The organism is Eubacterium sp. 3_1_31 (assembly GCF_964249515.1).
GTDB lineage: Bacteria > Bacillota_I > Bacilli_A > Erysipelotrichales > Erysipelotrichaceae > Longicatena > Longicatena caecimuris.
Map to the genome: position 1 here is coordinate 62,947 of NZ_CAXUBY010000008.1, position 21,398 is coordinate 84,344.

Below are 21,398 nucleotides of genomic sequence, written 5' to 3' on the forward strand. Positions count from 1 at the left end.
ATGCATGCTGTTTTTACGTAATTTGCTTAAGGATTTCTTAAAAATTACGGAGGCAGATGTACTTTCATTTATCATCTGTGGTATACTTAACTATAGTTGTGGAGGTAAAGTATGAAACCTTTAATGAAAAAATTGGTTTTGACGATGGCTGCAGTATCCCTACTAATTCTTGGCGGATGCAGTTCCAATGATCAAAAGAATGATAAAAAAGGCAGTGATAGTGAGACAAAAAAGGAAGAAGTTAAACTTATTAAAAATGATCGATATGTTGAACCGTTAAACCCAAGCGAACAACAAATCAAAGCATTTAATTCCTTAAGTGCAGCTGTTGAGAAAAATCCAGATCATGCGATCAGTGAAGAAGAGGCCAAACAGGTTGCCGTGAATTTTGTTTATGATTTCTTCACTTTGGCAAATAAAAAGTCACGCAGTGACATTGGTGGTCTGCAATATCTGCCAAGTGACAGTATTCGTGAATACATAGAGTTTGCCGAGGCATATTATTATGGCAACTATCCTACCATCGTAAATGAATATGGAAAGGATGCGCTTCCGCAAGTAAGTGCGGTGAAGGTGGAAAGCAGCGAAGAAGCACAGTTTGTATATAATGACACAACTTGTGATGGTTTCACTTTTAAGGTAAGTGTCAGTTATGCAAAGACGGATTTAAAAGAAAGTGCTTTAAAGAAAGAAATGCGTATCAAGGTTATGAAGATCATGGATTATGATTTCAATCGTTCTTACGATTACACCAAACGAAATCTGGTTTTTGAGGGCGAAATGAAGTCGGTTTATCGAGTATTAGCAGTAGAATAGGGAGCTGAGTAATCAGTTCCTTTTTCAACCAATCATAAAAGGAAGAGGTATGTACACAATGTCATGAAAGGAGTCATTATGTCAATTGAAATTGTCTTAGAAGGTAAATTAGAAAAAGAAACACAACGTGAGCAATTTAGCGCGTTTTTAAAAAAACAATGTGAGGAAAAGAAATTAAAGTTTGAAGATTTTGATACTTTTGTGAATATTGAAGTCTGTCCACAGGGCTATATTGAATGCAGTTATGAAGGCTGTTTTATCACTCTGACGGCGCAGACAAATGTCGCCGGTCCCGGATTTCATGCTTTCGCATGTCGTTTTTTTGATGATGTAATAGCGGAAAGTGAATGGCCTTTTGAAGTGAGCGATCCCACCAAGTATTATGAACAACGCAATTTTGAAACACTGAAATATAACTATTTTTATCGCTGGCTGCAGGATATCGCAACGTATGTAGAGGAGCATGTTGCAGAATATAAAAATCTGTGCATTTGTTGGCGCAGTGATGATTATCAGCCAATGAGTAAAGCCGATAGGGTCGTTACACCTATGGGATACCTTTCTGTACATGCGTTTAAAACATTGGAAATAGAAGAACTGGCACAGCGATTCTTTGTATGGAACAATTTAGCGCGCGATGCCCAGTACTATAAAAATTGTGCAATCGCTTTATTATGGAAAGATTGTTATTATGAATACAGTGGAATGAATGAGACTACAGATAAGATTGCACATACAATCATTGATTACTTAGAAGCTGCATATGAGGCGGATGATACGATTGGCCTTCCTTTAGATATATATGAACTATTGTGTGATTGTCTGATGCGCGAAAAGTTGATTCATCATGGTGTAGATGAGCCGATTGCGAATATCGGATATCGCCGCCATCTGGTATGGTATCCTTTTGGGAATTGGAACATACCAGTGGATGGATGCAGTGAAAATAGTTTTGATAACAGTACACAAACATTACATTTCATGGCTCCGTATAAAACCAGTGATGAACCTTGGCGATGGCTAATCAAAGCAAATGTTTATCAATTTGAAAAGAATGTTGAGGATTATTTGGAAATGCTGAGCAATCCACAAAATGCATTAGAAAGTTTTGTGATTGAGGATGGAGATGTCAAAGGAAAGGGTATCATTGAACAGTTAGAAGAATATCTTCATATTGTTGCGCAGTTTAATTGTGGCAAGGATACCTTGATCATGGAATATATCTTAAATGATGAAAAAGATATTGCGATGATGAAGGATTGGTTGCATAAGATTACCCATCGTACTTATAATGATGAAACTTTGAAAAATTGATACAGAATAATGTTTATGCAAGCAGAGATTTCTCTGCTTTTCTTTTTGGTATAGCTTGTTCTACGCTTATGTATAAAAAAAGAATGACGTGTGTCATTCTTGCATACAAACATTAATGTGGAACATCTGCCATGCTATCCCAAACAATGTTAGGATCATCGTTAACAGCTGGTGTATCTTTATAAAGGTTTGTTAGATCAAAGTGATACTCCTTCATTTCCAATTGTTTGCTGGCGCCATCATAAGCATTCAGTAAGGCATGAACCTCATTTTTGTTAAACAGGTATACATCCTTTTTACCTTCACTTTCCGCGATACTTGCGACATAGCGTGTATCATAAACACCGTTATCACTGGAAATAGAAGAGATGGTCCAAGGTTTCATATTTTCTAATTCGCTGGAAACAAACTTAGTAATCTGATTTGCTGGCATGTCTGTAATCACGTAATTAGGCGCAATTTCCAGTAATTCATTTACATAAGTAATAGCACTAGGGGAAACAAGTTTATTGATAATAGCCTTAATGATCCGTTGTTGAGCACGTTCACGTCCTGGATTATCATAACCTAAGGTTTTACGATGGCGAGAATATGCCAAGGCTTGTTTTCCATTTAAATGTTGTTCGCCTTTTTTCAAGCAGATGAGATCATCTTTTTTGAAACTGCGGTTCTCATCTTGTTCACAGAAATCAATCTCAACATCAACATCAATACCATCTATGGTATCAACAATTTGAATCAATGAATTGAAGCTGACACGGGCATAATAATCAATAGGAATACCAAAGAACTGCTGTAAGGTTTCTACGCTGGTATCGATTCCATACATTCCCGTATGGGTGAATTTGTCATTGACATTGTTGGTCGCTGTATTTGGAATAAAGCCATCTCTTGGAAGGGACACCATATCAATATGATTTGCTCGCGGATTGACGATTAAAATCAGATTGGTATCGGTACGTGTCTGCTGATCCGGAGAGCCTACATTATCCAAACCACTCAGATAAACGGTAAAGGTTTCTTTTGTAATATCCTTATGTTTCTTTTGATTGTCTGTTAATTCGCGTTCATAGGTTTCAATGATCTTTGTTTCTTCCGAGAATTTATCAATATTGGCCGCTGACATGTTGTAGAAAGTTTCACTCATGGCAATAGCAGCTACAGCATTATTTTCTAAATCTGTTATTAAAGCCGTATAATCCATTTCTTCTCTTTCTTGAAAGGAAATTTCTTTTTGCAACAATGTTTTCATATAAGTTGCATTATCCTCATCACTGCCATTTTGGAATCCGATCGTCTGATCTTTTAAATCGTCTAAGTCTTGGATATCAGCGTCTTTTTTCACAACGACGAACATTTTAGATTTTTTGGTTGTTGAGCCATCTTCATTCACAGTCGTTTTACTGATCTTATTAATGGTCGTTCGCGACTTATCTAGAAAATAACCGCATGTCCCAATACATACCGTTAAGACGATCAATACAAAACGTTTCATGACCAATCCCCATGTAGGAAGTTTCTTAAAGTTCAAAAGAAGAAGGATGAGGAAACTACATCCGACAACAACGGCAAAGATCGTTATCCATTTCATTGGTATCAGACCAAACGTATAAGCGATGTAAAAGCTGATGACACTGACAATCAGCATGATTGCCAGTAAAACGATGTCAATAATCAGACTACGTTTACGGGTATTTTTTTCTTTCTTTTTCATATTGCTTTACCTCATATAGTAATTTTACTTTATTCATTTGTAACAACCATTATTATAATATAGAAAAAGGACGGATTGAAAGCCTTTTTTATGAAGTTTTGTTAATATTCATCAAATTCTTACAAAAGTTGATAAAGAAAAGGAATGGATAGGTACGATTTTACTAAGGTGTTGGTATCTATAAGGTAGAGACAGGTAGTACGTGACTTTTTGGCGTAAGCGTGTATAATGTACATAGTTGGTGATTTAATGAAATCGATCTTAGTAGAAATAACATGTCCGACTTGTCTTTGGCATACGCACAAGCCTAGTGATACCGTAGTAATTCCGGAATTTGAACCAGATTTAAAGCAACAATTGGAACAGGAAGAATTCTATGCGTTTACCTGTCCAAGATGTGGAACACGCATATCTTTTTTTCATACTTGTATATATCCGGATAAACAACATCATTTTGTCTTATTGATGAAATCAGAAAAAGAAAAGAAAGCGGCGGATCATCACCTGTATGCAGATATGTCCGCCACGAAACGTTATATATCCGATGCTCGTGACATTGCAGAAAAGATTCATATATTGGAAGAAGGTTTCGACGATCGAGTCATCGAGATTCTGAAATTAAAAGTTTATATCTATCTGAAGAAACAACAGCGTTATCCTAATACACTTCGTTATAAAGATAGGGATAAACAAAGTGAAACGATTTGGTTTTCTTATACAGAAAATGATCAAGAAGATGTATTAGCCCTAACATGGGAATCCTATCTGCAAGTTAAGCAACGCATGCCAGAAGAAGATACCAAAAAATTTCATGAAATCAATCAGCGATGGGCGTTACAACACATTAAAAATTTTACATAAACAGACATCTGTTTTTTAATTACGCAGGTTATGAATGAATTGAGGTAAGTATGAAAGAGCAAATTGACATTATTGATATAGGCATGACATTTCAAATGAGTCTTGATGCATTTCTAGAAGAAAGTCATGTCGGCTATACTAAAAATGAACAATCCTATCAACAGGCTTTATTAAAGCTTGAAGAGAGTAAGCGTGTTCGTTCCTGGCAGAAGAAACAGCAAATAGCTTATGAAGCATTAGATATATGTGAAGACTGTATTGAGGCCTATATGATGCTTGGAACCTATGAAGAAGATCATGCAGTAAGAATACAGCGTTATAAAGAGGGAATGGAATTAGCTACTATGAATTTAGGTAAAGATTTTTTCTTACGCAAGGTAGATGATTTTTACTCTATTGAGCAGGCAAAACCTTTATTTCATATTAAGTTCACTTATGCGTGCGCACTTTATGAAGCTGGCTGTATGCGCAAAGCTCAACAACAGTTCCAGGAGATTTTAAATCTAAATCCTTCTGATGCCTTCTGTGCACATCATTATCTTTATGCGCTATCTTTGTATTTTGAAGAATATGAGAGTTGCAAAGAGCTCTTACAGAAATATGATCAGCATTCAGCAATGGATTGTTATGTACGTTTTCTATTATCATTGAAAACAGAAAATTATGCTGCGGCTAAAACAGCTATACCATATCTACAGGCTGCCAATTGTCATTTCTATAATATATTGACCTATCGCAGTATGAATACCTTGTCACAAAGCCAATCCATGACGCCAAAAAGTGAAGAAGAAGCTGCTTATATATACCGTATTTTGAACAAAGTTATTCATGTTATGGAATATTTACCAATGTTTTTAGTAAAGAGCGAATAGCTCTTTTTCTTTGTTTTTTTGAAATAATTCAGTTCAATCGCTTTTCTGTTAATTCTATTTCCAAAAAATGGAAAATACTTTATACTTATGTGAGGGGGAGTGATTATGTAGAGGAGAATTTTAGTGAGAATTAAAAACAAAAACAGAATTCGTGTCATTGGTAAATTAATAAGGATCTACCGTGAAGAAAAACGTCATAATACACAGAATGAGTATACGTTATTAAGATTTTGTGATGGTATTTGTACGATCAATACCTTAAAAAGAATTGAAAGTGGCGAATGTAGTCGTTCTGATGAAGTATATGATGAATTACTTGCTAAATTGAAGCTGCGTTTTGATTATTTCCCCGAAGTTGACACTGCTGTTGAGATGATGATGGAACCATTGTATGAGGCGATTGAATATTTTGATTTAGAGGGCATTGGCAGGATTTGTGACAAAATTCTAAATTTGCTCGAACGTGTTAGAAATTATGTATATTATTCAGAACTATATAATATATTTTTTGATGTAAACAGATATTATTTAGAGGATAAAGAGGTTGCCAGTACTACATCTAAACATTATGAACAGATTCTAAATTTATTACCTAAAAAGTTTGATGTTTTATTGAAACAGCTAATTATGGCGAGTGCTTTATCGATTGCAATTGATAACATAGATGAATATCGTAAGAAGATAAGAAAGCTAAATATAAAAGATGATAATCATCCATTATTAAGGTTGTACATGTTACAATATTATGCGATAACGGAACAATATCTATCATTGAAAGAGGAAATTGATTATTTGGAAGACAAGTTTCTAGAAGAGAAGAATTTTGTTAGATTGATTGATATTTATAATTATGCCTTTTTATTATTTTCGGAAATTGAGAAAAAGCGAAGAATACATTATCTCAATAAAATAAATAAGATTTTAGAAAACGAAAATATTCCTAAATTTAAAGTAAGTGAAATTTGTTCTAGTATTGCAAATACGTTGCACATGGAAAAGAATTATGAAGAAGCCCTTATCTATTTTAATAAAGTTATGAAATATAGAGATAATATGCATATAACTGATATAATCTATATGGCAAATTGTCAAAGCCATTTGAATTTATTGATTGATATACCTACTTTAACACAAGATATTCTTGCAAAACATCCTTTAGTATTACAATATTTGTATAACTTTTATCAAAACTATGATGTTGAAGCATTTGTTAAACAAAAAATTATCATGAAAAAAATCGCACCTTTATTATCAGATAAAGGGTTAATAGATATAACACGATATGAGCTAAGAAAAACATTTGTAAATAAAAACAATTATAGTTATTTGAATATGTTTGAAGAAATGATAGAAAACAATGGTGAAGATTATAATTAATGCTTTTTTGAAAAAAATCTAATTGATTTTTATTTATGTATTTATTTTGGTATAATGAATCATATAAATATTTTGATTTATGAAGATACTTTTTATATGAGGTTTAGGAGTCTTTATGAATATAAAAGAGAGAAAACGTTTAATTGGTTTATTGATAGGTGTTTATAGAGAAGAGTTATTTAGTTTTGATTCTGAAAAGTTCAATAAAAGTAATTTTTGTATGAATGTTTGTTGTGTTAATACTTTAAAAAAGTTAGAACAAGGATATATTTGTAGAAATAGCATTTATCCTGAAATTCTACAAAAGTTTAATTTAAAATTTGGATTTTTCAAAAAAGTAGATGATGCTGTTGAATTATCTTTAACTTCTTTATATGAAGCGATTGAGTTTTATGATATTGATGCTATTATGACAATATCATATAAAATTCTAAGGTTGTTGAATAGATTAAAAAATTATGTTTATTATTCTGAGATACATGAATTGATTACTGATGTTAAAAACCATTATTTAAAAAATGAATTTATAACAGAACATAAAGCAAAGCATTATGAGAAAATGCTCGAAATATTCCCAAGTGTTTATAGTGATTTATACAAAATATTGATTATAGAAAGAGCAGCACTTTATGCTACGGAAAACTGTGAGGCTTATACTAATTCGATAAAAAAATATAATTTAATAAAAAGTGATAAGCCCTATATGAAACTATTAATCGTAAAATACTTTTCTATAACTAACAAATTTGATTGTATGAATGAAGTATTATCAGATTTGGAACAAACTTTTCTGCATGCAAAAAATTATATAAGATTAGTTGATGTATATAATTACTATATTATCTTATATACATATATAAATAAAAGTAAAAGGTTAGATTACATAGAAAAAATGGAAGGGATATTAGAAAATGCATTAGTGTCAGATTATAAAATAGGAGAAACATACTCTACACTTGCCAATATATATCATTATGAAAAAGAATATCAAATATCTCTAAGATATTTTAAATTAATGGTAAAACACCAAAAAACATTTAATTTGATTGACTTATTATATATGGCAAATTGTCAGAGTAGATTGGAATTAAACATTAACATACCACCGGTTGAAAATATTGAGAAATATCCTGTTTTTGCACAACATATGTACTTTTTCTATGCAAATTACAAAGCGCTAAGTTCAATAGAAAAACAGGATTTAATAATGGAAAAAATCTTACCTTTTAATAAAGATAAAGATCTTGCTATAGTCTTCCAATTTGAATTAAGAAAATTAATAAATGAAACTAATTGTTATAAAAAACTATATATATATGATAAAGTTCTAGAAGAAATGATATAAGTTGATAATTATTTGATAATTTAGCGAAATTTTAAAATAAAGTTATTTATTATTAATAAAAGGCCGTTTTATTGTTTAATCCAAGATAATCAATTATCATATGCCTGTCGATGATGATATGCATATGGTCTAAACATAATCAGGGAATTAGGTTAATGATTATGAAAAAATTGGTTATTGCTGGTATTTGTGGATTGTGTTTGATGGCTACATTTGTTTTTACTGATACTAAACCATCAGCTGCAATTTCACCATCTCGCATACATATAAAAGTATAAAAGATTTTTAATATAGTTAAAAAAATTAAAAAGCAAGAAAATAGCATTCTGATATTCAGAAAACGAGACTTTTCTTGCTTTTTAAAATAAGGAATGATTATGAAAAAATTATTTATTGCTGGTGTTTGTGGATTATGCTTAATGGCTACTTGTGTATTTGCAGACACGAAACCATCAGCTGCTATTTCACATTCAAGAATCCATATAAAAGTATAACTTCTTTTCTTAAAAAAGAAGTTTTCTTTATGTATGGTATCAGATGCTGAAGTTCTTTTAAACGCAATAAAACATATATCCGTATTTGACGGTTTTTGCCATATTTTGTATTTAATTAACTTTTTTTGAAATAAATGGCAACTTTTACCAAAAATATTGTTTTACATAAAGATTTAGGATAAAATAAAAGTGCAAGAACGGGGTGAGTTCTTGCAATGGGGGATCCGGGGGAAGCCCAATGGGTGGAAAAGGATCATGTTCAGACGTTGAAGTATTGCACTCCCATGCAGTATTTGAATGTGCGTCGCCGATATCTCAGACGTATTCTGGACATTTCAGCCTTTGTTCTCTAAATTCTTGCACGCACAGGATAAAGGCGTTCCTAAATGTAACCTGTCCCCAGGTTACTTTTTTTATATATTGAGGCAGCAATGCCTTTTTTTTATTATGATTACGTATAAGCAATTGTGGTTTTAACAATAAGGTGTTTGCCAATCTCAGTAATCGTTTTTTACCAAAAAAAAGATCCCGATATTTCGGAATCTACTATGTTTATTGGTGGAGCTTATCGGGATCGAACCGATGACCCCCTGCGTGCAAGGCAGGTGCTCTCCCAGCTGAGCTAAAACCCCATTTCTTGAGTGCTTACATAATATATCATGCAGGGGGTCATCTTGTCAATAATAAAGAATGAAAAAATTGACAATAAACGACTTTAACGAAAAAGTATAATTTAACTATGCGATCATTTCTTATTGATAAAGAAAAGCTATTGTCTATGGTATAGTTGTAATATTTCAATAAATCCATTACAATAAGAAACTAAATAGGGGTGATAGTATTGAAAGAAATTGTGAAAGAAGCTATAAAATTAAGCTTTCCGGTTATGATTGGGTATGTCTTTTTAGGTATGGCATTTGGCATCTTATGTGAACAACAAGGATATTCTGCGCTGTGGGCCTTTTTCATGAGTTTTTTTGTTTATGCAGGCAGTATGCAGTTCGTTATGTTAACTTTTTTTCATTCTGGTTTTCATTTGCTAGAGGCGGCAATAGTTACACTTACAGTAAATGCTAGACAATTGTTTTATGGATTATCTTTTCTAGATGTGTTTAGCAGAATGGGAAAAAAGAAGTGGTATATGATATTCTCTTTAACAGATGAAACCTATTCTTTATTATGTGCCATTCCTGATCAAAAAGAGGAACATGGGAAGAAGTTGATGTTTTTCATTTCTCTCTTTGATCAATGCTACTGGGTCATAGGATCAGTGATTGGTGCCGTTTTAGGAAGTCTGTTAAATTTTGATACAACCGGAATTGACTTTGCTATGACAGCTTTGTTTACTGTCATCTTTGTAGAACAATGGCTGCATACTGTTAATCATCTGCCTGCTTATATTGCGGCTTTCGCCATTCTTATAAGTATTGTTGTCTTTGGCTTTGATAACTTTTTATTACCGGCATTATTGCTTCTGGTTATCTTCTTGCTGATCTTTGAGAAAAATGTTGAACGAAGAAAGGAAGAACGATCATGATAACGACACAGGCATCGTTGAGCATTATTTTAGTTGTAGCTTTTTGTACTTTCCTAACCAGAGCGATACCATTTCTCATCTTTAAAAACCCGGATAAACTTCCTAAAAGAATCCTATATCTTGGCAAAGTATTACCGATGGCAATCATGCTTTGTCTTATCATATATTGTGTCCGCCATACAGCCTTTATGTCATATCCCTATGGAATTCCAGAGTTTCTGGGAATTGGATGTGTTGTCTTATTGCATATATGGAAACGTAATAATATGATCAGTATCATTGGCGGCACGTTTGTTTATATGATGCTGATTCAAGTTGTTTTTGCCTAAACATATGTTTATGATGAAGGCAGCAAAGAGGAGCTTATGCCATCTGCATAGAGTAAAAAGTCATTATCTTTTAGACGTTAATGTAAAAGCGTTTTAGGATAGTGCTTTTTTTATTGTGTCTTTGATACAAGGACAAGCATCGCCGGATTGTTTATGTTAAGAAAACTATTTCAGAAAATTTATAAGCTTTTTACATTATCACTTTCATTTTATTTCATATGTGCTATAATTATCATCACATACATAAAGTAAAAAGAAAGGAAGGTGCCGAATTATGGCCGAAAAAAGAATTTACAACTTCTCAGCTGGACCATCCATGCTGCCACTGGAGGTATTGAAAAAAGCACAATCGCAGATGCTGAATTATGAGGGCAGTGGAATGTCGGTCATGGAGATGAGTCATCGTTCCAAGGCATATGATGCCATTATTAAAAAGACAGAGGAAAGACTTAGAACCATTCTGGCAATTCCTAATAACTATAAAGTATTATTTCTGCAGGGAGGGGCAACTTCACAGTTTTCAATGGTGCCTTTAAATCTGCTGCAAAAAGGGAAAGCAGATTACATCGTCACCGGATATTTTGCCAATAAAGCATATGCCGAAGCGAAGAAATATGGGGATATTGCTTTGGCAGGAACAAGTAAGGATAAAGATTTTACGTATATTCCAAAACAGCAGGAGCTGGCATTAAACAAGGATGCGGATTATGTTTATTTGTGCGCCAATAACACGATCTATGGTACAGAGTGGAAATATGTACCGGATACAAAGGGAGTGCCTATCGTTGCGGATATGTCCAGCAATATCTTATCAAAACCGATTCGGGTAGAGGATTATGGCATCATCTTTGCCGGAGCACAGAAAAACATGGGCTGCGCCGGTTTGACTGTTGCCATTGTACGTGAGGATCTGATTGGCCATGCGAAGGAATTTACACCTGTTATGATGGATTATGCACCACTTGCCGAAAAAGATTCTATGTACAACACACCACCAACGTATGCCATCTATATTTTAGGCTTAGTATTGGAATGGATCGAAGAGATGGGTGGCTTAGCTGTCATGGCAAAGCGTAATGAAGAAAAAGCGAAGCTGTTATATACGTATTTAGATACAAGCGATTTCTATCAGACACAGGTAAATCCAAGTGATCGTTCTTTGATGAATGTGACTTTCCGTTCTCCGAATGCAGAATTGGATGCACTGTTTGCGAAGGAAAGTGCGGCAGCCGGTATGAGCAACCTGAAAGGTCATCGTGCAGTAGGTGGTATGCGGGCATCCATTTATAATGCCATGCCTATGGAAGGTGTAGAAACACTGATTGCCTTCATGAAGAAATTTGAAGAAGAAAATAAGTGAGGGAAAACCATATGAAAGTAAAATTATTTAATAAGATAGCAGAAGCAGGAATTCAACAGTTTGATGAAACCAAATATAGCTTTAGCGAAGACTTTGATGACTATGATGCCATCATGGTGCGTAGCGCGAAGCTGCATGATGTAGCATTTCCAGCTTCTTTGAAATGTATTGCCAGAGCCGGTGCCGGCGTCAATAATATTCCATTGGATAAGTGCAGTGAGCAAGGTATTGTTGTCTTCAATACACCGGGAGCAAATGCCAATGCGGTTAAAGAATTGGTGATTGCGGCGCTGATCTTAAGTGGCCGTAAAATTGCTCAAGGTGTGAACTGGGTAAAATCACTGGAAGGTGAAGATATTTCCAAGGCGGTTGAAAAAGGTAAGAGCCAGTTTGTCGGCCCGGAGATTGCCGGAAAAAAGTTGGGCGTCATTGGTTTAGGTGCCATCGGTGTACAAGTGGCAAATGCAGCGGCAGCCATGGACATGGAAGTGTATGGGTATGACCCTTATATTTCCGTACAGGCGGCATGGACCTTAAAGTCCCGCATTCATCATGCAAAGGATCTAAAAACGATCTTTGAGGAATGTGATTATATCACCGTGCATGTACCCTATATGGAAGCTACGAAAAACATTGTCAGTGCGGAAGGTATTGCCATGATGAAGGATGGCGTACGTGTCTTAAACTTCGCTCGTGGTGGTCTTGTTGATGATGAAGCAATGGTAAAAGCCTTACAGGCAGGTAAGATTGGCAGCTATGTTACCGATTTCCCTACCAATGCGCTGATGCAGTTTGATAATGTTATTGGGGTTCCTCACTTAGGTGCTTCAACACCGGAAAGCGAAGAAAATTGTGCGGTGATGGCAGCTAAGGAGATCATGGATTATCTGGAAAATGGCAATATTACGCACTCTGTGAATTTACCGGATATGCAAATCACACAGGAAACCAAGTATCGTATCTGTATCATTAATAAAAATATTCCGGATATGATCAGCAGCGTATCCACAGCGTTAGGTAATCATGGTATCAATATTGAAAACATGGCTAGTAAAGGTAAGAAAGACTATGCGTATACCATTTTAGAAACCAATGATGAAGTAAGTGAAGAATTGGTGCAGCGCTTACAAGAACGTGAAGGTATTGTCATGGCACGTTTGATTGTAAAATAAAGAAGGATAAAGAAAGTAACATGTGATATGATCACTTCTTTCGTAGACAACGTAAATAAATAAAACGTTGTTTACAAAAGGAGTGATCTTTTTGTATAGGAATCTCCTTATAAAAAAATGTATCTGGAATGCTGGATACCATATTCAAGGTTATTGTGTGTGAATAAAGGTACATACGATAAAATCATCAAAAATGTGAAAAAGAAAAAAGGGCTAGTCAGTCTTTTGAACGCTTTGCCATAGCGAGCAATACCACGATCATGAGCAGTTTGGTTACTAAGATTTTCTTCATGCTTTTGCCGAAATATGCTATAATTGGCAGTACCTGCTGGCTGGATGAGGTAAGATATTATCCAAAACCATGCAAGCTAATGAGTGTAAAAGAGAGGATGAGGCTGTGTGCATTCCTTGATCATTGCAGAGAAACCGGAATTAGGAAGAGCAATCGCAAAGGCCATTGATGGACCAAGTAAAGAAGTGCGAGGAGTCATTGTCAAAAAGAATGTGACGATTACTTGGGCATATGGTCATTTATTGCGTCTTTGTGAACCAGATGAGTATGATGCAAAATATAAAAAATGGCGTAAAGAAGATCTGCCGATTTGTTTTGAAAACTGGAAGCTGGTTCCAGATGGCAATAAGAAAGAGCGCGTCATGCAGATCATGGCATTGATAGAGCAATGTGATCAAATCATTCATGCAGGTGACCCGGATGATGAAGGACAATTTCTAATCGATGAAATTTTACAATATGCGCAAAATACGAAGCCTGTTAAGCGGGTATATATCAATGATAATACTCCGGCGAATATAAAAAAAGCCTTTCATGAGCTTATTGATAATGATGAAAAGCTCATAGCTATAGGGCGTAGTGCCTATGCCAGAGCAGTAGCGGATTATGTAGTGGGTATTAACTATTCGCGTTTATATTCCTTAGCATTAAGACGCAGTGGGATGAGTGTGGGACGTGTGCAAAGTCCTACCCTTGGATTGATTGTGACAAGGGATGAGCAAATTGATAACCATGTAAAACAAAAGTATTATGAGTGGCATGTCGATGGTGCACTATTACATGAAGATGTTCTTATTCCTTTTGTTTTTAAACCGAAATCTGATTTGTTGGATGATGGAAAACATATCTTGCATAAAGAGATATTGGAAGAAATTGCACAACAGGTTCATCAACAGGATGTACAAAAAGTAAAAGTTGAGGAAAAAGAAATGGAAGTGCGGCCGCCATTACCTTTTAATCTAGCCAAATTGCAAGCACATATGAATACCAAATATGGTTTTACATTGGCAAAGACAGATCAGATTACACAAACGCTGCGAGATAAATATCAGGCAATCACGTATAACCGCAGTGATTCGCAGTATTTAAAGGAAGAACATTTTACAGAGGCTGATAAAGTATTGCCACATGTTATGGCAAAATTGCAGGAAAGCTATCCGGTAGATTATCAAATTCATTCTGAATGCTTTAATGATAAATATGTTACGGCACATCATGCTATCATTCCTACCATGAGTGATTTCCCTATCCAAGCACTATTGCCTGATGAACGGAAAGTGTATGAAGAAATATGCCGTTATTACATCATGCAATTTTTACCACCAATTAAAAAACGGCAAGTGATTGCCAGTATCAAAAGCGAACAAGGGGAATTAAGAGCAGTCAGTACCTTTATCTTAGATGAAGGCTATAAACAGTTCTTTCAACCAGAAAAAGAAGATGATGGCGATCATGAAGAAACAGACAGTGGCAAGTTTACTTTACCAAAAGGGAATTATGAGGCAGTCTTACAAGAGGATGTCTTTGTGGAAAAAGAAACAAATCCACCAAAACGTTATACTCAAGCAACGTTGATCAAAGACATGACAAGCATCGCAAAGTATGTGAAGGATAAAGAAATTAAGGATATTCTAAAGAAAAAGGATAAAGGGAAAAAAGGCGAAAACGGTTCAATCGGTACGAGCGCTACGCGTTCACAAATTGTGGAAACCTTGTTGAAACGAGGATATGTCGTCATGAAGGGAAAACAAATCTTATCCACACAGCTAGGAAAGGATTTTTATCACCTATTGCCTGACGAAATTAAAACCGCTGATTTAACTGCCAAATGGTGGGTCATTCAAGAAGATATCAAGGAAGGGAAAGCAGATGTGAAAACGCTGGTAGACAGTGTGCTGGAAGCTTTTATCCCCCATCTAAAAGAGGATCTTTCTCATGTAAAGGTGGAGAGTGTGCCTATTGATGACAAACGTGAAGCCGTTGGCATTTGTCCAGTATGCGGAAATAAAATCGTGGAAAATACGAAAGGCTTTGGCTGTGTCAATTATCGCAATGGCTGTAAATTCGCACTATGGAAAGAGGATCGATTCTTACAGGGGATTGGGAAAACCATGAACAAGGCGATGGCAGAAAAGTTATTAAAAGATAAGTATTGTCTGGTAAAGGTGATGCAAGAAGAAACAGAAAGTATCAAAATCTTGCAATTAGGTATTCGCAATGGCAGAGCTGTATATCGTCTGTTGGATTATCAAAAAGCTCAATAGGTAAGAAAAACCAAAAGGAACTTTCAGAAAAACGAGATCATACGGTTTAAACATAAAAAAATCCTTCCATATATCCGATAAGGATGGGAAGGATTTTTCTTATGCACATACGTGCGAACAGTCAGTTAGAATACTACTGCTCTTCGTAGTAGCATCCTTCTTCCTGAGAAGGAGGAAAACGTCTGTCCTTTTCAACGTCGATATCACGGTACATTTCGTTGCCATTTGCATCATAGCAAGCATATTTACCAGTTTTTTCGCAGTTCATTCCAGGACGGTATTTCTTTCGTGCCATTTCTAACACCTCCTGCTTGTAGTATGGGATGTTCCTAAAAAGTTATACGAAAACATTGTTTTTTTCGTAAAACTTGATACAATAAAACTGCAAGATGGAGGATGATTATGAAGATACTCGCTAGTGATTATGATGGAACATTGCGTACAGAAGAGCTGGTCGCAGAAAAGGATATTGAGGCAATTGCACGTTTTCGCAAGGCCGGTAATCTGTTTGGTATCGTTACCGGACGCAGCATGGAGTCTTTACAAAAGGAGATCGAGCGTAATGGATTTACGTATGATTTTATCATAACCAACAATGGCGGTGTCATATATGATGGGGATGGTAATTTGTTGGAATGTATGTTTATGGAATATAATCATGCATTGGACATCATCAGTTATATTAAGACTTTAGATTGTGTCTCTTATGTTATTAATGATGGATATCATCGATATAAATTCAGTGTAGATAAAAATCAGATTGATCATAAATATGGAAATATGCCGGATGCTTCTGATGCGGAAGAAACTATTTTAGACCGCGGTAAGATTGCGCAGCTGGTCGTATCTTTGAACGATACGATTCTGGCAGAGGAAATCGCGCATTACATTAATGCGAATTTTAAAGGCTATGCGACAGCTTTTATTAATGTGAATTGTGTAGACATTGTTCCTCATGGGGTATCCAAAGCTGAGGGGTTGTATTATATCGAAGATCATTTCGGGTTGGATCATGATGCCATATATGCAATCGGAGACTCCTTTAACGATTTGCCGATGCTGGAAGAATTTCAGGGCAGTACATTGTCACATGCCCGCAGTGTAATCAAAGAACAAATTGGTGTAGTGTATGATAGTGTTGCGGATTGTATTAATGAAATAATGAAAGAGATGTAGTTTGATAGGATCCCTCTAAAGTAGACAACGGAAATAAATAAACGTTGTTTATGAAAGGTGGGATCTTTTTTTATTTCAGGAAAGGAGCAGGGTTTGCTTCTGGTAAAATCTGTTTACAAAACGAAAAAAGATAGAAGTGTGGGGCAAAATCTTGACGCTTTTTGTATGGGAGTGTTTGATTCTATGCTATAATAATACATACGAGAGGAGTGTTTTTCTCATGAGCTATTTCACACTGAATAATCTATGGGTATTGATCAGACAATTGGCTGATATTGCCTGCGTCTGGGCATTGGTATACTATTGTTTGAAAATCGTTAAGAATAATTCTAGAACCATTCAGATCTTTAAAGGTATTCTATTGGTTATCATTGTTAAGGCCATTGCCACTTATCTGGAATTAAATACGATAGCAGCTATGACAACATCCATCATGAATTGGGGAGTGCCTGCAATTATCATCATCTTCCAACCGGAGATTCGTAGTATTCTGGAGAAAATTGGTAAGACCAGCGTCTTTTCACGTATCTCCTCGTTGACAGTGAATGAACGTGAAAATTTAGTGGATGAGCTAGTTAAAGCATGTGCGGAGATGTCTAAGACAAAGACCGGCGCTTTAATTTCGATAGAACAAGGACATTCGTTAAGTGATTTCATTAAAACCGGAACACCGATGAATTCCGTCGTGTCCAGTGAGTTATTGTGCTCCATCTTTCAATATGGCACGCCGCTGCATGATGGTGCCGTCATTATCCAAGGGGTAAAGATTGCCTGTGCTGCTGCCTATTTCCCACCGACTTCCAGAGAACTGCCTACCAGTTATGGAGCACGTCATCGCGCTGCTGTTGGTATTAGTGAAATTACCGATTCCATCACGATCATCGTCAGTGAAGAGACCGGGAATATTTCGATTGCCCAAGAAGGAAAACTTACGGTGTATTCGGAAGCAAGTTTGCGGGAATTCTTGATGAATATCTTAGGCACACAAAGCAATGTGAAGGAAAAAGAAGAAAGCAGTGTGAAAAAGAAAGAAAGCAAACCGGACAACAAGCTGCCTGCCGGTAAGAAACAAGGGGTTTTTGCACATTATTTCAAAGGAAAGAATCGACGGGCAAAAAATAATGTCGAAACAGCTAATAAATATACGAAGAAAAAGAAGGATAAACAAGCACCGGTCCATGAACAGGATGTGGTGATCGTAGAAAACAGTAAGGAAAAGATTGAAATAGAAGATCTTGCTGTAAAACAGGATGCACCATTAGATCAACTGTTTGAAACAATTGTTGATACGGATACCGTGACGGATAAAAAAGACATGGAAGAGGAAGCCAAAGAGGTTATTGATAAGACATCTATGATGGAAGAGACTTTGATGGAACCGGTAAAGAAAAAGCGTAAACGTCGTACCAAGGCGCAAATAGAAGCGGATAAAGCAAAAGAAGATCGTAAGAAAGAGGAAAGTCAAGATAATAAGAAGCAGAAGAAAGAAACAAAGAAAAAGAAAGAAGATTTGAAGCTGTCACATGATGATACAGAAAACCATAGTAAAGTAAATCCATTAAGTAGTATGGGTATGGCCGATGATCTTTTTAATGATGTCATTGAACCTGAGGCAATCGTATTGCATTATGAAAAAGCAGATGAAGAAGATGATTCCTCCTTACAGAATGATGATGAAAGGAGTGATTCTTAATGGCAAAGAAGAAAAAAAGAACACAGCTAAGCTCAGAAGGAAAGACAGAGTTAGCCAAGGCGATTGCTGAAAAGTCCCAAACTTTTGCGAAAACATATGCCAATGTGGAAATTCGTTTAAGCCGTGTCTTTCGCTGGATTAGCGGTTGGGTAGATAAATTATTATTTAATCAGAAGCATGGCAAGATTGTTGCTTTGATGGTTGCTGTTTTGTTTTATTTCGGGATGAGTTCTGATAATAGTGGATTGTTTGAAAATATGAAGAGTGCGGAAACCTTAGGAGAGTATAAGGTAAGTGCGGTCGTATCCAATCAAGCTTATGAAGTCACTGGTTTGGATGAGATGGTAAAGGTGCGTATCATTGGGGATATCAGTGATATCAAAAGTGTGAAACAACAGAAAAATTTCCGTGTCGTTGCGAATTTGACGGATCTTACGGAAGGAACACATGAAGTAAAATATACGACAGAGGGTGCACCAAGTCGTGTTGAAGTAGTATTGGAACCGAGCAATGGCATCGTGACCATCAAGAAAAAATCAATTCGCAGTTTTACGTTAGGATATGATTTTGTGAATCGTTCGAATATGGACAGTATCTACGATTTAGGCGAACCAGAATTAGAGCAGGGTGAAGTTCATGTCCGGGCATCTGCGGAAACTTTAGATTCGATTGCTTATGTCAAAGCTTTGATTGATGTTAAGAAAAATTACACAAGTGATTTTACGACCGAAGCGACGATAGCTGCATATGATGATAAAGGAAATAAGATGGATGTGGATATTATTCCGGATAAGATGAATGCGCATGTCAAAGTCAGCAAGCCCAATAAGCGCGTAAGCTTAAGCATTGTGCCAAATGGTGTAATACCGGCAAATAAAGCGATTGAATCGTATAAATTAAATCATGATAAGGTTACAGTATACGCAAAACAAAGTGTATTGGATCAGATTGAAGTATTACCGATCACGATACCGGCATCTACACTGACCAGCAATCGTGACTTCCCGATGCCGATTGTTCCTCCTAATGGAGTGACAAAAATCAGTGAAAGCGTTGTAAATATATCTGTGAAATTGGCAGATAAAAAAGAACGTGTCATGAATAAAGTACCAATCAAAATCGAAAATGGCATGGATGGTTTTACCTTTGCGTTGGCAAATGGTACACAGCAAAATGCAAGTGTGACTATTTCCGGGGCAAAAAAGGTCATTGATAAAGTTAAGATCGAAGATCTGCATGTTTATGTAGATGTCAGTAAGATAGATAAGGCAGGTACGTATGAGCAACCACTTATTGTAGAAGGCAAAAACAAACTGGCGACGTATGCAGTGAAAAATGCGACAGTAACAATTGCGGTGAAAGAAAAGTAAAAGGAAGGAATGACATTATGGGAAAATATTTTGGAACCGATGGTGCACGTGGACGCGCCAATGATACACTCACTTTGGATATGGCAGTGCGCATCGGACAGTATCTGGGATGGTATTATGGAAAAAAGCGCCATGCAAAAATCTTGATTGGGAAAGATACACGCCTTAGCAGTGATATGTTTGAAATGGGATTAGCAGCTGGTGCAACTTCCACAGGAGCAAACGTATATCTATTAGGGGTATGTCCTACCCCTTCCGTTTCGTATTTGGTACAAAAGGAGCATTTTGATTGTGGTATCATGGTCAGTGCTTCCCATAACCCTTATCATGATAATGGGATCAAGCTCTTTAACCACGAAGGGTGCAAAATGAATCCAGAAATCGAAGTAGAAGTCGAACGTTATATCGATGGTGAAATCATGATTGACTTGGCGCATGAAGATAAAATAGGAAAAGTTTTGGAATGGGATGAAGGATTAGAATTATATGAATCTCATTTAAAAGATATCGTACCTTTAGATTTGAACGGCATGCGCATTGCCTTGGATCTGGCAAATGGTTCAGCAACTAGCTGTGCAGCAGAAACATTAACCGCATTAGGCGCTACGGTAGAGGTTATTCATTCAGCTCCTAATGGTGTGAATATCAATACCAAATGTGGTTCTACACATCCGGAAGAATTACAGCAGATGATGAAGGATGGCGATTACCATGTGGGATTTGCCTTTGATGGAGATGCCGATCGTTTGATTGCGGTAAATGAGGATGGCGAACTTATCAACGGTGATTATACGATGTATATCTGTGGCTGTTATATGCATGAAAAAGGGCAGTTACATGAGGATGTCGTAGTTACTACGGTTATGAGCAATCTTGGTTTATATCATGCGTTTGATAAAAAGGGCATTCGTTATGAACAAACGGCAGTCGGTGATAAATATGTGTTTGAATGCATGCGGGAACATGACTATTCAATCGGTGGTGAACAAAGTGGACATATCATTTTCTATGAACATGAAAACACCGGAGATGGTTTGTTTACCGCATTAAAGCTGCTGGAAGTAATGAAGGCAACAGGAAAGTCATTAAAACAGCTGAGCGAAGGGTTGTTTATATATCCGCAATTATTGATTAATACGGTGGTAAAGAATAAACAGGCTGCTTTAGAAGATAAAGAATTGCAGGCACAAGTAGATGCTGTTGCCCAGGAATTAGGCGATAATGGCAGAATTTTGGTAAGACCAAGTGGAACAGAGCCATTGATTCGTGTTATGGTAGAAGCTGAAACAGATGAACTTTGTGCATCTTATGTAAATCGTGTGATTGATTTTATCAAAGAAAAACAATTATAAGAATACTTCGGGGTGTTAAAAAAAGCACCCTTTTTATATTTGTGATGTGTTTGTGATAGT

17 protein-coding genes and 1 tRNA gene are annotated in these 21,398 nt (G+C 36.0%); 15 read left to right on the plus strand and 3 right to left on the minus strand.

Features of this window, described 5'->3' with window-relative positions; translation table 11 throughout:
- Positions 1 to 111: 111 nt before the first annotated feature.
- Positions 112 to 816: a hypothetical protein gene (locus tag ACESSZ_RS05210; protein WP_008687061.1), complete on the plus strand. Its 705-nt coding sequence runs from the start codon at positions 112 to 114 to the stop codon at positions 814 to 816.
- A 78-nt stretch (positions 817 to 894) separates the two neighbouring features.
- Positions 895 to 2,130, plus strand: coding sequence for a hypothetical protein (locus tag ACESSZ_RS05215; RefSeq protein WP_008687064.1), 1,236 nt, complete (start codon positions 895 to 897; stop codon positions 2,128 to 2,130).
- 112 nt (positions 2,131 to 2,242) lie between these two features.
- Here the strand turns inward: ACESSZ_RS05215 and ACESSZ_RS05220 are convergent, their stop codons facing one another.
- Complete coding sequence (locus tag ACESSZ_RS05220; protein WP_132224929.1) at positions 2,243 to 3,844, minus strand: LCP family protein; 1,602 nt, start codon at positions 3,842 to 3,844, stop codon at positions 2,243 to 2,245.
- A 249-nt stretch (positions 3,845 to 4,093) separates the two neighbouring features.
- Between ACESSZ_RS05220 and ACESSZ_RS05225 the strand changes: the two genes are divergently transcribed.
- The 4 genes from ACESSZ_RS05225 (at position 4,094) to ACESSZ_RS05240 (ending at position 8,299) form a co-directional block, all read left to right on the plus strand.
- A complete protein-coding gene (locus ACESSZ_RS05225) occupies positions 4,094 to 4,705 on the plus strand; it encodes a CpXC domain-containing protein (RefSeq protein ID WP_008979395.1) in 612 nt (203 codons plus the stop codon).
- Positions 4,706 to 4,755: 50 nt separating this feature from the next.
- The gene (locus ACESSZ_RS05230; RefSeq protein WP_008687071.1) at positions 4,756 to 5,577 is read left to right on the plus strand and encodes a hypothetical protein; all 822 of its coding nucleotides are present in this window, start codon (positions 4,756 to 4,758) and stop codon (positions 5,575 to 5,577) included.
- Positions 5,578 to 5,700: 123 nt separating this feature from the next.
- On the plus strand, positions 5,701 to 6,954 hold the full coding sequence (locus tag ACESSZ_RS05235) for a hypothetical protein (RefSeq protein WP_132224927.1): 1,254 nt from the start codon (positions 5,701 to 5,703) through the stop codon (positions 6,952 to 6,954).
- Positions 6,955 to 7,069: 115 nt separating this feature from the next.
- Positions 7,070 to 8,299 carry a hypothetical protein gene (locus tag ACESSZ_RS05240; RefSeq protein ID WP_132224925.1) on the plus strand — a complete coding sequence of 410 codons (1,230 nt, stop codon included), beginning with the start codon at positions 7,070 to 7,072 and terminating at the stop codon, positions 8,297 to 8,299.
- Positions 8,300 to 9,349: 1,050 nt separating this feature from the next.
- Here the strand turns inward: ACESSZ_RS05240 and ACESSZ_RS05245 are convergent.
- Positions 9,350 to 9,425 (minus strand) — tRNA-Ala (locus ACESSZ_RS05245).
- Between the two features lie 254 nt (positions 9,426 to 9,679).
- Here ACESSZ_RS05245 and ACESSZ_RS05250 point away from each other — a divergent pair.
- The 5 genes from ACESSZ_RS05250 to ACESSZ_RS05270 all read left to right on the plus strand — a co-directional run bounded on the left by ACESSZ_RS05250 (position 9,680) and on the right by ACESSZ_RS05270 (position 15,747).
- The gene (locus tag ACESSZ_RS05250; RefSeq protein ID WP_499842707.1) at positions 9,680 to 10,330 is read left to right on the plus strand and encodes an AzlC family ABC transporter permease; all 651 of its coding nucleotides are present in this window, start codon (positions 9,680 to 9,682) and stop codon (positions 10,328 to 10,330) included.
- Positions 10,327 to 10,659 carry a branched-chain amino acid transporter permease gene (locus ACESSZ_RS05255; protein ID WP_008687130.1) on the plus strand — a complete coding sequence of 111 codons (333 nt, stop codon included), beginning with the start codon at positions 10,327 to 10,329 and terminating at the stop codon, positions 10,657 to 10,659. The genes ACESSZ_RS05250 and ACESSZ_RS05255 overlap by 4 nt, the downstream gene beginning before the upstream one ends.
- Before the next feature lie 274 nt (positions 10,660 to 10,933).
- Positions 10,934 to 12,019 carry a 3-phosphoserine/phosphohydroxythreonine transaminase gene (serC, locus tag ACESSZ_RS05260; RefSeq protein WP_008687132.1) on the plus strand — a complete coding sequence of 362 codons (1,086 nt, stop codon included), beginning with the start codon at positions 10,934 to 10,936 and terminating at the stop codon, positions 12,017 to 12,019.
- 11 nt (positions 12,020 to 12,030) lie between these two features.
- The gene (locus tag ACESSZ_RS05265) at positions 12,031 to 13,191 is read left to right on the plus strand and encodes a 3-phosphoglycerate dehydrogenase family protein (RefSeq protein ID WP_008687134.1); all 1,161 of its coding nucleotides are present in this window, start codon (positions 12,031 to 12,033) and stop codon (positions 13,189 to 13,191) included.
- A gap of 399 nt (positions 13,192 to 13,590) precedes the next feature.
- On the plus strand, positions 13,591 to 15,747 hold the full coding sequence (locus tag ACESSZ_RS05270) for a DNA topoisomerase (protein ID WP_499842704.1): 2,157 nt from the start codon (positions 13,591 to 13,593) through the stop codon (positions 15,745 to 15,747).
- A gap of 133 nt (positions 15,748 to 15,880) precedes the next feature.
- Here the strand turns inward: ACESSZ_RS05270 and ACESSZ_RS05275 are convergent, their stop codons facing one another.
- Positions 15,881 to 16,042, minus strand: a complete 162-nt coding sequence (locus tag ACESSZ_RS05275; RefSeq protein ID WP_008687137.1) for a hypothetical protein — start codon at positions 16,040 to 16,042, stop codon at positions 15,881 to 15,883.
- Positions 16,043 to 16,149: 107 nt separating this feature from the next.
- On the opposite strand from ACESSZ_RS05275, the gene ACESSZ_RS05280 reads away from it, so the two are divergent.
- The 4 genes from ACESSZ_RS05280 (at position 16,150) to glmM (ending at position 21,338) form a co-directional block, all read left to right on the plus strand.
- Positions 16,150 to 16,923: an HAD-IIB family hydrolase gene (locus ACESSZ_RS05280; RefSeq protein WP_412292985.1), complete on the plus strand. Its 774-nt coding sequence runs from the start codon at positions 16,150 to 16,152 to the stop codon at positions 16,921 to 16,923.
- A 220-nt stretch (positions 16,924 to 17,143) separates the two neighbouring features.
- Positions 17,144 to 18,616 carry a diadenylate cyclase CdaA gene (cdaA, locus tag ACESSZ_RS05285; RefSeq protein WP_412292987.1) on the plus strand — a complete coding sequence of 491 codons (1,473 nt, stop codon included), beginning with the start codon at positions 17,144 to 17,146 and terminating at the stop codon, positions 18,614 to 18,616.
- Positions 18,616 to 19,986, plus strand: a complete 1,371-nt coding sequence (locus ACESSZ_RS05290; protein ID WP_008687140.1) for a CdaR family protein — start codon at positions 18,616 to 18,618, stop codon at positions 19,984 to 19,986. Before cdaA ends, ACESSZ_RS05290 begins: the two co-directional genes overlap by 1 nt.
- 17 nt (positions 19,987 to 20,003) lie before the next feature.
- Positions 20,004 to 21,338, plus strand: coding sequence for a phosphoglucosamine mutase (glmM, locus tag ACESSZ_RS05295; protein WP_008687141.1), 1,335 nt, complete (start codon positions 20,004 to 20,006; stop codon positions 21,336 to 21,338).
- Positions 21,339 to 21,398: the final 60 nt, after the last annotated feature.